Source organism: Shuttleworthella sp. MSX8B (assembly GCF_000524295.1).
GTDB lineage: Bacteria > Bacillota > Clostridia > Lachnospirales > Lachnospiraceae > Shuttleworthia > Shuttleworthia satelles.
Genome location: NZ_JAQT01000029.1, coordinates 69,300 through 83,182, shown reverse-complemented (window position 1 = coordinate 83,182; position 13,883 = coordinate 69,300). Strand labels below are relative to the sequence as shown.

The following is a 13,883-nucleotide window of genomic DNA, read 5'->3' as shown; positions in this document are numbered from 1 at the left end:
GGATGGAATCTCCGTATACAAAAAGTTTCGAGCGTGATTCGATCTCTGTTTGCTATGCAGAAATTTGGTCTGGAGTCATTATAGCATGCCCATTGATTATTAAAATCTGGGATTCTTGATTACAAAACGGGATTTTCATTTACAAATCGGGATTCTCGGTTACAGAATATCACCTCTTATTTACCAAACGGGAGTCTCCGCTTACAAACGGGATTCTCAAGCTACATTTCATCCTCTATATTATTTGTTGTAACCAAGGATAAATGTATGATACAATATATTGAACAATAGATCAATAATACAAGAACTCTTCGGAGGAAGGAAATGCTGAAAAATAATATTGAGATGGATGTAAAAATGAAGTGCATCGAGCAGTCGCTGACACAGGCGAAGCTTGCGGAGAATATCGGCATTACGCCATCCTATGTCAATAAGATTGTGCGGAAGAAAGAGCACGTTATCAGCAAAACCTTCCTCGCTATGATGGAGGAGCTTGGGTATGATGTGAGGATTACCTACGAAAAGTGTAAGTGAAATGTTGTCGCAGGAAGCTATGAGAATTGAGCACATTGCTATATATGCAAATGATCTAGAGGCCACCAGGGATTTCTTTACGCAATATCATGGCGTCAGATCGAATGACGGATACCACAATAGAAAGATGGATTTTCGTGGAAGAAAACCAGATCGAACTAACAATATAAGAAAGGAATCGGACGGATGACAGATGCAGAGCAGAGAGAAGCTGCAAGGCAGTTTGTAAATAAATGGCAGTGAAAAGGGAATGAAGACGAGGACGGAAGGTCATACTGGCTGGAGTTCCTTAGCAACGTTATGGGGATGGAGAACGCTACTGGCCGCGTGAATTTTGAAAAGAAGGTCGTGGTAGATGGCCATACCAAGCGCATAGATGTCTATATCCCGGAGACGCACGTGCTGATTGAACAGAAAAGCAAAGAGAAAGCGTTGGATCATAAGATCCATAACTCCGGCGATATCGAGCTTACACCCTATGAACAGGCAAAGCGCTATAACGATAACCTTCCCTACGGTGAGAAGGCAAGATGGATCATTACGTCCAATTTTGCAGAAATTTGGGCATATGACATGGATGCCCGTGTGCCGGAGCCAGTAAAGATTACGCTGGAGGAGTTGCAAAGTAAATATTCGCTTCTTGACTTTCTGGTTCGTAGGGACGTGAAGAAGATTTCGCACGAGATGGAAGTCTCCATTCAGGCAGGAGATATCGTGGGGCTTCTTTATGACGCCTTTTTAAAGCAATATCGTGACCCAGAAAGTGAGAAGACCTTAAAGAGCATTAATGTTCTGTGTGTTCGTCTCGTATTCTGTCTTTACGCAGAGGATGCTGGAATATTTGGTCGCCGGGCAATGTTTCATGACTACTTGGCCGCGTATAAGACAGATGATATACGCGATGCCCTTATCAGTTTGTTTAAGGTGCTAGATCAAAAGCCGAGTGACAGGGATTGTTATCTAAAAAAATCATTAGCGGAATTCCCTTACGTGAACGGTGGACTCTTTGCTGATGAAAATATCGAGATTCCTATGTTTACGGACGAAATCCGGGATCTTATTCTTGTTAAGGCAAGTGAAAACTTCAACTGGGCGGATATTAGCCCGACAATTTTCGGTGCAGTATTTGAATCCACTCTGAATCCAGAGACGAGACGATCCGGCGGAATGCACTATACTTCGATCGAGAACATCCATAAGGTCATTGATCCGCTGTTCTTAGACGACCTGAAGAAGGAGCTTCAGGAAATTAAGGAGATTTCTGTGTCGAAGACGCGGAACCGGAAGCTGGAGGAATATCAGCGCAAACTCGCGTCCTTGGAATTTCTGGATCCCGCCGCAGGAAGTGGCAATTTTCTTACGGAAACCTATCTGTCGATCCGGCGACTGGAGAATGAAGTCATTAGTACAATCGAGCGAGGACAGCTTACAATTGGTGCTGTGTCAAACCCGATCCAGATATCGATTAGCCAGTTCCATGGCATCGAAATCAATGATTTTGCCGTGACGGTCGCGAAGACAGCTCTTTGGATCGCAGAAAGTCAGATGATGAAGGAGACGGAGAATATTCTCTATGGAACGCATCTGGAGTTCCTGCCGTTGAAGACCAATGCTAACATCCTTAAGGCAAATGCGCTGCGGATTGACTGGAATGATGTGATTCCAGCGGAAAAGCTCAATTACATCATGGGTAATCCGCCGTTTGTAGGCGGAATGTATATGAATCGTACGCAAAAAAACGAGGTCAGAGACATTTTCAACGATGTAAAGGGCGCTGGCGAGCTAGATTATGTATGTGCATGGTATAAAACCGCCTGTGCATACATGAAGAACTCAAGTATTCAAGCGGCATTTGTTTCAACAAATAGTATATGTCAGGGAGAACAGGTCACAACCTTCTGGAAAAGCCTATATGAGAAATTCCCGGTTTCAATCAATTTTGCATATACAACCTTTGTTTGGAACAGTGAGGCAAATGACAAAGCAAAAGTTCATTGTATTATTGTTGGATTCTCCTTGTCGGACGCGGGTGTTCATAAGCAGATATACTATAAAGATGGAACGGTGAAACAGGTTGATCAAATCAATCCGTATCTTGCCGAAGGTAAAGCTATTTTTATAGAAGCTCATTCCGCTCCTCTATGCAAAGTGTCTCCTATGAAGTTTGGAAGTATGCCTCGCGATGGAGGAGGGTTCATACTCACTACAGAAGAGAGGCACTCTCTTCTTGAAAATGAACCGTTAGCAGCTAAATGGGTGCACAGATATGTTGGAGCGACTGAGTTTTTAAATAATAAAGAAAGATATTGCTTGTGGTTGGTAGGGGCGAATCCTTCAGAAGTGGCTAAATGTCCCACAGTAAAAAACGTATTGAGTGCGTCAGAAATTTTAGGTTATCCAGCAAGGCAGCTGGAACTAGAAAATTTTCTGAAACACCAATGGTGTTTTGCCAAATTGCTCAACCCCAAACGGAATATATTATTGTTCCCAAGACTTCGTCGGGAAAACGTCGATATCTTCCGATAGGCTTTATGAATCCAGATGTCATTGCTAGTGATCTTGTATTTTTGATTCCAAATGCCACATTATTTGAGTTTGGAGTTCTTATGTCGAATGTGCATAATGCGTGGATGAGACAAGTTGCCGGACGATTAAAGAGTGATTATAGATATTCAAAGGATATTGTTTACAACAACTTCCCATGGCCTACACCTACAGATGCCCAGAAGCAGAAGATCGAACAGACCGCACAGGGCATCCTTGACGTGCGTGCGCTGTATCCGGACTCCTCTCTTGCAGACCTTTACGACCCTATCACGATGCCGCCAGAACTTCGAAAGGCACATACGGCGAATGACCGGGCGGTCATGGTAGCCTATGGCTTTAGTACCAAGGTGTCGGAAGTAGATTGTGTGGCGGAGCTGATGAAGATGTACCAGAAGCTTGTGGAGAACCGCCATGAATGAGTTCAAGAAAAAGGATAACCTATGGTGCTCCGATGCCAATTCTTATGGGGAGCTGATCCGGAATATTGGCTTTATATTGGAAACCGGCAAGAAGCAGGCTGTATCCGCAGTGAATCAGGCCATGGTCAGAACCTACTGGGAGATCGGCAAGTATATTGTGGAGTATGAACAGGCGGGCAATGCGAAAGCGGAATATGGTTCTGAGACGCTGAAAAGACTCTCCAGAGATCTGACGGATCGATATGGTAATGGTTTTGGAATGAGCAATATCAATAAGATGCGAAAGCTCTATTCGACATACCCAATTTTGCAGACAGTGTCTGCAAAATTGAGCTGGAGCCATTACGTAGAACTCTTGAAGATTGAGGATCCTTTGGAACGGTCCTTCTATCTGAAGGAATGTGAGCAGGAGAACTGGGGCGTCCGGGAACTTCGCAGACAGATGAAGAGTATGCTGTTTCAGCGTCTGGCATTAAGCAAAGACAAAACGGAAGTAATCCGGCTTTCAACAGAGGGGCAGGTGATTGAGAAGGCAGAGGATATTCTGAAAGACCCTTATGTGTTTGAATTTATTGGGTTGCCAGAACTTCCAGTATACAAAGAGGGAGATCTCGAAAATGCGCTGATTAACAACTTGAGTCAGTTTCTATTGGAACTTGGCAAAGGATTCACCTATGTGGGCAGACAACAGAAAATCAATATCGGTGGCAGAATCTATAAGGTCGATCTGGTTTTCTATCATCGTATCCTGAAGTGTTTTGTCCTCATTGATTTGAAGCGAGGCGAAGTGCAGCATGAGGATATCGGACAGATGAACCTCTATCTAAACTACTTTCGGGAAGAGATGAATACGGAGGGCGATACCGAGCCGATTGGTATTGTACTGGGGGCTTATGAGGATAAACTGATGGTCAAGTATGCGACTCAGAACATTTCCAATCAGCTGTTTGTGAGTCGGTATCAGTTCTATTTGCCGGACAAGGAGCAATTCGAGCAGGAAGTACGCCGTTTTTGGGGGGGAGAATAGATATTTGCATTTTAAAATGCTACGGCGTAGATTTGTAAATGATGTGAGACCAGATGATCAAAGCGAATGAGCGGGGATGGAAGTAGAAATATCACCATCAGTGTTGCTGATTGTCAAGTAGCTGTCCTCGTTTATTAAGGGGCTGCTGATATTTCATTAAGGAGATGGTTCAAGAAGTGGTGAAGGAATCAGCAGATAGAAACGATTGAATATGATATGAGCCTTCACAGGCGGCTTTTGCGAACATTGATTATACTATCGAAAAGCCCCATATCGTAAAAAGAAGGAAGAAGTATCAATCGTTTATCGGGGTGATGATATGAAAAAACTGTTCAGGGCCATAAGAAATCGTGATTTGGAAACGGTTCATCACATCATTGGTAATAGACCTGAGCTAGTCAACTGTAGAGCAAAACAGCCGCCAAAGAAAGATGACGGACAGTCTCCTTTGCAAATTGCGCTTAAGACAGGAAATACAGCTATTGCAGAATATCTTTTGGATATGGGGGCAGACGTTAATTTTATTGAGGATGAGTCATGTTGTAATCAGTGGAGAGCGCCTGTCATACATGATGCAATTAACTGTGCGGTTATGCTGAGCAGGTGGAACACCAATGAAAGCTTAAGTGGATTTGTTGTGCATTCCACGGAAGAAGAAGCAATGGAATCCCTGCACCTTCTGAAAAGGATGATAGCTGCCGGTGCAGATGTCAACGCCGTGGATTCCTATGGAAATTCCGGGTTGAGTCGGTTCGTTTTGCAGGCAAGACAGATTCTTCCTGCCTATAATTATAAAGAACATAAAGAGAGTGACAATCGTATTTTTACCAAAGAGCTTCATGAGGATTTGAAGAGCATTCTGCAGGTTTTGAGGGATGCCGGTGCCGATATAGAATATGCAGCGCCTAATATTAAAGTGTCAATTCGCGATTTCTATCAAGAAGGCGCTATTTCAATATTGCTGAGTGAAGTCTATGAAGTCGAAAATCATAGCCCGGTTGTGCCGGGGATTGAAAAAACGTCCTAGTTTATATCAGGGACAGCATAAAATCATCTTTTTAAATTCAGAAGAAGGCATCAAAATTTCACAAAAACAAATCGTAAAGCAGTAGGATTTGCGACATCTTGTTTTTAGACCATGGAGAGTTCTCCCTTGTGAATGAATGTTTTAGCGCAGTCATTCTGGGTGAGCCTTAATTAGTTTCCTGCGATTTAATTTTTGCGAATGTTATTGAACAATATTATAATACCGGTCCACGATCATTCGGATTCTGTGCGGGAGAAAATTATGGCATAATAATCATATGGAAAAAAAGTGACTTTATGTTACAGATGATTCCAGTGAAAGAATACCGCAAGGGTATCAGAAATGTTCCGTCCGGTATCGTAACCTGTTATAGAGGAGGTTTTTTACATGAGTAACGTTACAAAGTACAAATGGTTTTTCAGACTCTTGGCAACAAGAGAAGGCAGAAGAATCCTGCTGATTCCGACGGTGATCCTGCTGGCATTGTCTGTGTTTACCATTTATCAGATGGAGCTAAATCCAAAACCGGAAAGGGTAGAGATGCAGGATGGCAGCGGTGACATTAAGCTCACGAAGAGAAGCGCGCTGATTGCTTTTAAACTGCCGCAGGAAGTCGGTGAGGTGAGGGATATTGTCGGTGAGGATATGAAGGTGACATCCTATGATGTATTTTGTGATAAGGACAACAACATAAAATCTGCCATGGTGAATGTGAAGGCCGATGAGAAGGAAGCAAAGGAGATCATAGATTCCTATCAAAAGAAATATGGTTTGACGCAGGCCGCATCTGCCTGGAATGGAGATGCGGGTGGCTTTGACATTTCGATTCGATATGACAGGAAGGATCAGAGGATAGACATTGATTTGAAGAAAAAATAATATTTTTTAGAAAATCGATTAGTTTTTAGACAAATAGCAAAAGAGTCAGTACAAAGAGGGGATAGAGGGGCTATGACGAAAGAAGAGCGCACTGAGAAATGGTTTGAAGAGGTGCCTGAAGCAAAGAAGCTGTCCCTTGAAGAAAGAAGGAAAATCTGTAGTTGTGTTGCAAGGGAAACTGTGGTTATTTTCATCGTCCTTCTTGCGGCGGAGTTCGTTGCAGTGTATCTCTGGACTGGCGGAATCATTTTTGACCGTATGGCAGAGGCAGCGAATCAACTTGCCGTGAACAGTCATGGGACAAGACAATATAAGATTCTTGCCCTGTTTGGCGTGATGCTGTATCTTCCCTTTTTTGTGATCCCTCTTACTATGGGTTTGGTCTATCGGAAAAGACGTCTCAAAACTCTGGCAAAGAGGGCTTGTTCTGCGGGGGAAGTGTTCTCGGCAAGCGATATATCACAAGCGGGTGCATCGTATCATGATGCGAAAGGGGATGAGATGAAGGGGAATGAAGCGCCGGAAACAATAGAAGAGAATTCAGGAAATGAGTGGCTGAACCAATGGGAAAGGCTCAGGCACAGGTTTGACTGCAAAACCGACCTGGAGTCTTACTTTAAAAAGAAAAGGATCGGGGAAGCGGATATGGGTGTCCTGGATCTGGGCATGGCGCGTTTTGAGACCGGTCGGATCATCGCCTGCGATCCCTGCATCGACCTTGATGGGGCCAAGCCATATCTACAGACGATTCCGTCGGGAATTTATCCTGTCAGAGTCGCCGTATGTAACAGTGACGGCAGCGGAATTCGCTATGCTTGTGCCAAGGTCGAAGTCAGTGGAAAGAAGCCGGCCCGTTATGAGCTTGCGATGACAGGAGATGAAAAGCTTACGTCAGAGAATGACGGAGGTCAAGAGGAGGGATTCTTTGGCTTCGGCGTTGACTGCGGCCTGGCCTGTATTGCGGACGTGGCGACGCAGAGGGCATTCAATCGTTACTGGAAAGAGCGATGGGACAGGGATCATAGCATAGATCCTTTTAATGATCTCTTCTGTGACCTTTTGGAGGAGAGTTATAAGAAATATCCGAAGTACCAGAGTAAAACAGGGGATTGGTTTCACTGGAAGATCCCGGGAACAGACTGCGATCTGCCGGTTTTTGCTTCCGGCTGGGGTGACGGTGTTTATCCCGCTTATTTTGGCTATGACGCGGCGGGAAAAGTGACCGGGGTCTATATTCATTTTATTGATGTTGAAGAAGATTTTGCTGATGTGCAAACAGAGGATTCTCCGGAGGAAAACCACGAGGGTTGGACACTGGAGGTAGATGGGGAAGAGCAGACAGCAGTTACAATGACGAAGATCAAAGAGCAGTTAGGCGCCATACGAGGGGGCGATGCAGATTTTATGATCCTGAAGCCGTCGACGCCAATTTCAGTAGAGGATAACGATCGCATGTGTCATTTCGTGCAGATCTGTTCCGATAATGGCTCAGAAGAGTATCATTTTGAAGTGGGTACAGGCAGTAAGGGGAAAAACGATGGAACTTTGATCTATGGGAAGGATCACCTGAAGCAGGAAGAGGCTGAAAGGCTGATTCAGTCGCTTCTGGACAGCAATATTGTCCCGGAATTGCGGGAGTGGGAAATTGTTCTGGATTTGAGGTCAAATGGGAATATATAATGTGAGAGAAAGGAGTCAGTCTCCTGAGAATGATGTATTTTAGAGGGATATAAGCAAGAGCAGACCGGTTATGGATGCCAAGAGGCTTATGTCTGACAGAAAAAGGCAAACCGTGGCCGGGAAGGGGAAGAACAGTGAAGCGAGTTTTTGAAAATAGGGGAATTACTTACAATATCCAGAGGAAATATCAGCTGCATATTGATGGAGAGGGAGTCAGATATCAGTCAGCCAATGGGAAGAAATCTCTCGACATTAAGTTTGCGGAGCTTGGCTCTATTTTTCTTCTTACATACTGTAGTTCAAATCAGGATTACCTGGTGACTTTTCGTGATTCGGAGGGAAAGGATATCGGAGAGATTCACACTGATGTGCTTGCTGACGACGGATGCCACAATGTGAGGGAGACCAAATCGCTTCTGATCGCCCATGCGGAGAGCAAATTGCCCCGGAGCTTTCCGGACAATCTTGACAGTCTCAATATGAAGATTGCATTCAGTCTGGCAGAGAAAGAGATTTCTATCAAGGATGGTATCCTCATCGGAGCCAAGCATCAGGTGAAGCTGTCAGAGATCCGTCGGGTTAAGTGCGGTACCAATGGAACTTTGAGTTATCTGACAGTTCACACAAAGGATAAGGGAGGATTTTTGGACCTGCCGGATATGAAAGTCCCGGTCAACGAACTGACACTGCCGATTCTGGAGGCTGTCCTTGCCAGAAATACCGGGAAAGTCATTGATTTCAGCAGAGGCAATGGCTTTGACCAGAAGACCTGCGAATTCGTCCTGATCCGCTATATGAATTCTACTTTCTTCGAAAATGAGGATGGAAGCGTGACAGATGACTGGCACAGGACGGCCTATGATCATATTCATTCCTATCACGCGGATATCGTAATTCCTGAGGATGGGTTGGAGCTATAGAAAGCTCTTTTTCATAATGAAAGATGGGAACGATCATCTGGGGAAGAGAATGATCAAGGATTAATGGTTTCCTTGCTGACCTGGGGGCTCTTTTAAGAGGCATCGCGTGCTGTGGGTATATGTTGATCAGCTGCCGTTTTCGGGGGGATAATATGAGAAATCATGAGGTTACCAGACGTCAGAATCTCTTGGATAGCTATGGGAACATCGCCGAGCCGGGCTGGTCAAGGAGGCAGCTTCAGACCTATCGGAGAGGGGATATCAAGGCGCCGGCATTTCGGATCAAGGAGTGGGATTACTATTTGATCCTGAATAAGGACTTCGGCCTGGCCCTTACTATGTCCGACGATGGTTATATGGGACTGCAGTCGGCCAGTTTTCTCAAGTTTACGGATCAGCCCTTTGAGCACACGGAGACCATTTTCAACCTGTTGCCTATGGGAAGGCTTAAAATGCCGGAGACAAGTTCCTGCGGGAACTGTCTCTACCGGGATGACAGGCTCTTTTTGTCCTATGAGATTTCGAACCTTCCCTCCGGGAGAGGACGGCGAAGACATCTGATCTGCAATTTCAGAAATTTCTATCATGGAAAGTCCCTGAAATGCAATATATTCCTCGATGAGCCGGACATGGATACGATGGTGATTGCCACGCCCTGGAATCGGAAACACGCCTTCTACTACAATCAGAAAATCAACTGCATGCGTGCTTCCGGCAAGGTTTTGTTTGACGGGAGGATTTACAGATTCAACCCCAGGACGGATTTCGGAACCCTGGACTGGGGACGGGGAGTGTGGACTTACGAGAACACCTGGTACTGGGGAACCTGCAGCTGTGATATGGATGGGCACAGCTTCGGATTTAACATCGGTTATGGCTTCGGGAATACGAGAGCGGCGAGTGAGAATGTTCTCTTTTGGGATGGGGCAGCTCATAAGTTGGATGATGTCATGTTTTTGATCCCGGGCGACCACGGACCGGACCCGATCCGGGACAGGGGCAAAGAGGGAAAGCGGCGCGGCGGAGACGGCAGAGATGCGATCCGCTATCTGGAGAAATGGCGCTACACGTCCTCTGACGGGCGCTTTGAGATGGATTTTGTCCCGATCATCGACAGGAGAGCCAAAATTGACAGAAAGATTATTTGCTCTGACCAGCATCAGGTCTTCGGGAAAATGAGCGGTACGGCCATTCTTGACGACGGCAGGAAGATTGTTCTCAAAGACGTACTCTGCTCGGCGGAGCATATCTATAATCGCTTTTGACAGGGCACGAAAGAGACTGTATTCGAGTAGGCGCGGTGCTTTAAAACAGAAGACATGGAGAAAGAGCAGACGGCAAGCGCTTCGCAGGCATTTAGAGAGTCTGGTGTGATTGGAGGCGGACTATGCCGATTCACGTGAGAGTAGAGAGCGACGGCTTTGAGGGAGTCTTCTATCAGGGAAGAGATTCTGACAAGAAGGCTCTGATTGTCATGTCCGGCTCCAATGGAGGGCTGAGTCTGACGCGAAAAGAAGCGGAATTCTATCGGAATAACGAAATTTCAGCCCTTGCTCTTGCCCTCTTTCGAACACAGGATACGCCAAAGGAACTGTCTCGTATTCCGATAGAGTATGTGGAAAGTGCCATCCGCTGGCTGCGCGGACAGGGCTATGAGAAGATTGGTGTCGACGGGATGTCTAAGGGCAGTGAGATGGCTCTTCTGGCAGCGTCCATGTTTTCGGAGATTTCCTGTGTGATCGCAAGGGTGCCCTCCTACTTTGTGAGTGAGGGAATCGCAGGCGCAGGAAAGTCCAAAAGGCCGTCGGGAACCTCCTGCTGGAGTTATCAGGGCAGGGATATTCCCTATGCGCCTTATCAGAGCAGGAAATTTTCTATGATGAAGGCATTCTTGCGGGAGCGGGAAGTTCATATCATTGACTTTAACAGGGACAAGGAAGTCAGACCGGACACCATCATTCCTGTCGACAGAATCAAGGGGCCGATTCTTTTGATTTCATCGAAGCATGACGAGATCTGGCCCTCCTATGAGAGTGCATGCAGGATAGAGCGGGAACTGCGGGAGAAGGCCTTTATCTATCCGGTCAGACATGTCGCGCTGGACTACATCAGTCATGCGGTGACTGCAATGGACTTGCCGGGGATCTACAAGCTGATCTTCAGGACGGAGCGTCAGCATCCCAAAGAGTGCCGCAGGGATCGGGAGATCCTGAGGGGGGAATTGCTCTTCTGGGTGAATGAGGTTTGGAAGTGAGATTTGATTTAGCCGGTCGGCTGAAATCGCTGAAGACATGGAGACAGAAGGTTTTTTCATGCACCGGAGCTGACAGAAAAGTTTCTGGAGTTGCAATATATCTAGGCACGGAGATAGAATTATATTATACTTGATTTAGTTTTCTAGCTTTTGTCCTGCTATATCGGGGTAAAGGATGGAAATGGAGAGATGAATGCGGAAGAATCTGTAATTTATCTTTGTAGTACCGGATTGAGTAGATCATTAGAATGGCTGATCGGCGGGAATTCTTTTGTATCGGATGAGAAAACATGAAAAGGAAGTGACGAATGAGCGCGAGAACAAAAATTTCAGACAGACTTCAGGAAGTGGTCGGGCTAAAAGCAGATCAGGCCAGCGGTCAGTTATGTGGAGTATATCACGGCTATCACGTTCGATTGGTTCCCTATAATGGAAGCAATGCCTATAGCTACATGGCCTGCTTTTCCCTGTCGCAGGGCGGCATGCAGCCGAGGAAGGAAGATATCAGAGAAATCGTAAAAGGTTCCAAGGTATTCTATGGCAGGGCGCAGGTCAAGGGATTTTCGGTTTCATTTCCACTTCGCGCAAAGCTGACGCTGGGAAAAAGCGTGGAGAACATCCGAACTGCCCTGGATTACATTACAGAACAGCTCGGAGTCAGAGGCTATCGGGAATGCTGTGAAAGCTGTGGCAGAGAAACCATGACAGAGCATTATCGGATGGGGAATCAGTTCCTGCTCCTGTGCCCGGACTGTTATTCCACGAAAGCCGGTGAGATTACAACTCGCAATCAGAGGGATTCAATGAAGGAAGAGACGGTCGTGGGGGGCGTGATCGGAGCGCTCTTAGGATCACTGATCGGAGCGGCCGCCATAGTCCTTCTGGGTCAGCTGGGATATGTGTCCATGCTGTCTGGAATTATTATGGGATTCTGCGTACTGAAAGGCTATCGACTGCTTGGAAACCGAATCAGCAGGAAGGGGATAGTCATCAGTCTTGCGGTGATTGCGCTTATGGTCTATGCGGCCAATCGGCTGGACTGGGCAATTTCCTTCTCAAAATGGACCGGGGGAGAGGTGGATATTCTGACTGCTTTCCGCTACTTTACGGATATCATGAAGGAAGGATATATCAATCTCAAAAGTTACTGGATGGATCTGGGACTGGTCTACCTCTTCTCCGCGCTTGGCGCGATTCCGGCGATTGCTAATATTGTTAAGAGTGACAGGAATGCCAGCAGCTTCGAACAGATGGGAGGTAAGGACACCTTTTGATCCTGCCTGTTGATGCGTTGATTTGGCAGCATAGGGAAGGTTTCAATACTTTTGCGCGTGAAGGGACCGCTTGTGGCAGCTTTAAAGGAGCCACAAGCGGTCCTTTTTCGTGAGTCCGACAAAGAGTCTGTTTTAAAGCTCTGTTTTCGTCCTTTTCGATATTTGTTCATTCATGGTTTTGACCAGTTTTCTGTTGTGAAGATAGAAGCCAAGCCAGATCAGCAGGGCAATGGCAAGTTCACCCAGAAGAGGAAAGATTACAGCGTAGATTCCGCTGCTTATCGGGATCCAGCCGACTGCAAATGCACTGATCAGCATGACGGCGCAGCCGATTCCCATGTGGAGAACAGACTGCAGGAAAAGAGGGAGACGGTCATTTTCATAGAGGAAGGTCGGAAGTCCAAAGCCCAGTCCGATGAGAAGAGATCCGAGGGCCATCTTGGTGAAGAAGTAGTTCGAAGTGCTGAAGTTGCCCTTGTAACCGAGATCCATTGCGACTCCGACGATACAGAATATGATGGCAGAGATGCCGATTGCGACAAGCGTGTTGCGTAAGACAGATTTCAGATTTGTACTCATTTTTAACCTCCTTGTTTTGTCTCTGAGGCAAAGAATCTCTTGATTGCCAGGGATAGGACTTACAGTCCTAACTGTTTCTTGAAGTCCGGCAGATATTTCCTTGATACATAGTCCGAAAGACCGTTCCTGAGTTTCAGGAGCAGGGCCCCGCTGAATCCTGTTTCAAGACCCTGCAGGCAGGAGAGGTTTACCAGGGTCTGCTTTGAAATCTGCAGGAATCCGGCGCCAAGTTGAGCTCTGATCTCACAGAGACGGGCGCAGGAGAAATAAGCCTTCTTTTCGGTGTAAATGACGGCCTGACCACCCTCAACTCGAACCATGTAAATCTCCTCCGGTTGGAGAAAGACCTTCTGATCCTCTGCTCGCGCAAGAATGGGGGCGCGATTCGCTCCAAGCAGATCAATCATCTTCTGTATGTCGTCCGTCATGCGATCTGTGTAGATGACCGCATAGGGCGGTTGATGTTGTTCGCCTATTTCAACGCGGACCTTCATGTCAGCTGCTCCTTTCTCTCTCCTGATAATGCGATCATACAGGAAGAATGAAAACCTGTCTCGCAGCTTATGCCAAGATGCCCAAATTTTGTGCTAAGATGCATTTGAACCTTCCCTTTCTGCAGAGTGCGATTCGTCTTTACCAGAAGTATGGTTTCTATGAGATCGAAAGCTATAACAACAGCCCGATGGATACTTCCATTTACATGAAACTGGATTTATGAGTCCGGGGGATTGGAAATCAGATAG

General features: G+C 46.1%; 13 protein-coding genes and 1 pseudogene. 12 read left to right on the top strand and 2 right to left on the bottom strand.

The genetic code is table 11. The annotated features are described in order from the left end of the window. Positions 1 to 324: 324 nt before the first annotated feature. The 11 genes and pseudogenes from HMPREF1508_RS07075 (at position 325) to HMPREF1508_RS07025 (ending at position 12,561) form a co-directional block, all read left to right on the top strand. Positions 325 to 534: a helix-turn-helix domain-containing protein gene (locus HMPREF1508_RS07075; RefSeq protein WP_044960733.1), complete on the top strand. Its 210-nt coding sequence runs from the start codon at positions 325 to 327 to the stop codon at positions 532 to 534. Positions 535 to 834: 300 nt separating this feature from the next. Next, positions 835 to 3,185: pseudogene (locus tag HMPREF1508_RS10735) on the top strand (DNA methyltransferase); the annotation flags it as partial. After that, a complete protein-coding gene (locus HMPREF1508_RS10725) occupies positions 3,165 to 3,500 on the top strand; it encodes a type IIL restriction-modification enzyme MmeI (RefSeq protein ID WP_330365303.1) in 336 nt (111 codons plus the stop codon). The pseudogene HMPREF1508_RS10735 and the gene HMPREF1508_RS10725, both read left to right, overlap by 21 nt. Beyond that, on the top strand, positions 3,493 to 4,527 hold the full coding sequence (locus tag HMPREF1508_RS07060) for a PDDEXK nuclease domain-containing protein (RefSeq protein ID WP_044960732.1): 1,035 nt from the start codon (positions 3,493 to 3,495) through the stop codon (positions 4,525 to 4,527). The genes HMPREF1508_RS10725 and HMPREF1508_RS07060 overlap by 8 nt, the downstream gene beginning before the upstream one ends. A gap of 319 nt (positions 4,528 to 4,846) precedes the next feature. Beyond that, positions 4,847 to 5,554: an ankyrin repeat domain-containing protein gene (locus HMPREF1508_RS07055; RefSeq protein ID WP_044960729.1), complete on the top strand. Its 708-nt coding sequence runs from the start codon at positions 4,847 to 4,849 to the stop codon at positions 5,552 to 5,554. 387 nt (positions 5,555 to 5,941) lie between these two features. Beyond that, the gene (locus HMPREF1508_RS07050) at positions 5,942 to 6,433 is read left to right on the top strand and encodes a hypothetical protein (RefSeq protein WP_044960727.1); all 492 of its coding nucleotides are present in this window, start codon (positions 5,942 to 5,944) and stop codon (positions 6,431 to 6,433) included. A gap of 72 nt (positions 6,434 to 6,505) precedes the next feature. Next, positions 6,506 to 8,113 (top strand): DUF4241 domain-containing protein, encoded by a 1,608-nt coding sequence (locus tag HMPREF1508_RS07045; protein ID WP_242834528.1) that lies wholly within the window; start codon positions 6,506 to 6,508, stop codon positions 8,111 to 8,113. Between the two features lie 134 nt (positions 8,114 to 8,247). Further along, positions 8,248 to 9,033 carry a hypothetical protein gene (locus HMPREF1508_RS07040; protein ID WP_044960726.1) on the top strand — a complete coding sequence of 262 codons (786 nt, stop codon included), beginning with the start codon at positions 8,248 to 8,250 and terminating at the stop codon, positions 9,031 to 9,033. A gap of 152 nt (positions 9,034 to 9,185) precedes the next feature. Beyond that, positions 9,186 to 10,298, top strand: a complete 1,113-nt coding sequence (locus HMPREF1508_RS07035; protein WP_044960764.1) for a DUF2804 domain-containing protein — start codon at positions 9,186 to 9,188, stop codon at positions 10,296 to 10,298. 122 nt (positions 10,299 to 10,420) lie between these two features. Continuing rightward, the gene (locus HMPREF1508_RS07030) at positions 10,421 to 11,287 is read left to right on the top strand and encodes an acyl-CoA thioester hydrolase/BAAT C-terminal domain-containing protein (protein ID WP_044960724.1); all 867 of its coding nucleotides are present in this window, start codon (positions 10,421 to 10,423) and stop codon (positions 11,285 to 11,287) included. Between the two features lie 308 nt (positions 11,288 to 11,595). Continuing rightward, complete coding sequence (locus tag HMPREF1508_RS07025) at positions 11,596 to 12,561, top strand: ECF transporter S component (protein ID WP_044960721.1); 966 nt, start codon at positions 11,596 to 11,598, stop codon at positions 12,559 to 12,561. 132 nt (positions 12,562 to 12,693) lie between these two features. On the opposite strand, the gene HMPREF1508_RS07020 is transcribed toward HMPREF1508_RS07025, so the two are convergent. Together HMPREF1508_RS07020 and HMPREF1508_RS07015 are read right to left on the bottom strand one after the other, a co-directional pair. Then, a complete protein-coding gene (locus HMPREF1508_RS07020; protein WP_044960719.1) occupies positions 12,694 to 13,140 on the bottom strand; it encodes a DUF3021 domain-containing protein in 447 nt (148 codons plus the stop codon). A gap of 59 nt (positions 13,141 to 13,199) precedes the next feature. After that, on the bottom strand, positions 13,200 to 13,634 hold the full coding sequence (locus HMPREF1508_RS07015; protein WP_044960717.1) for a LytTR family DNA-binding domain-containing protein: 435 nt from the start codon (positions 13,632 to 13,634) through the stop codon (positions 13,200 to 13,202). A gap of 77 nt (positions 13,635 to 13,711) precedes the next feature. Here HMPREF1508_RS07015 and HMPREF1508_RS09990 point away from each other — a divergent pair, with 77 nt between their 5' ends. Next, a complete protein-coding gene (locus HMPREF1508_RS09990) occupies positions 13,712 to 13,858 on the top strand; it encodes a hypothetical protein (RefSeq protein ID WP_242834527.1) in 147 nt (48 codons plus the stop codon). Positions 13,859 to 13,883: the final 25 nt, after the last annotated feature.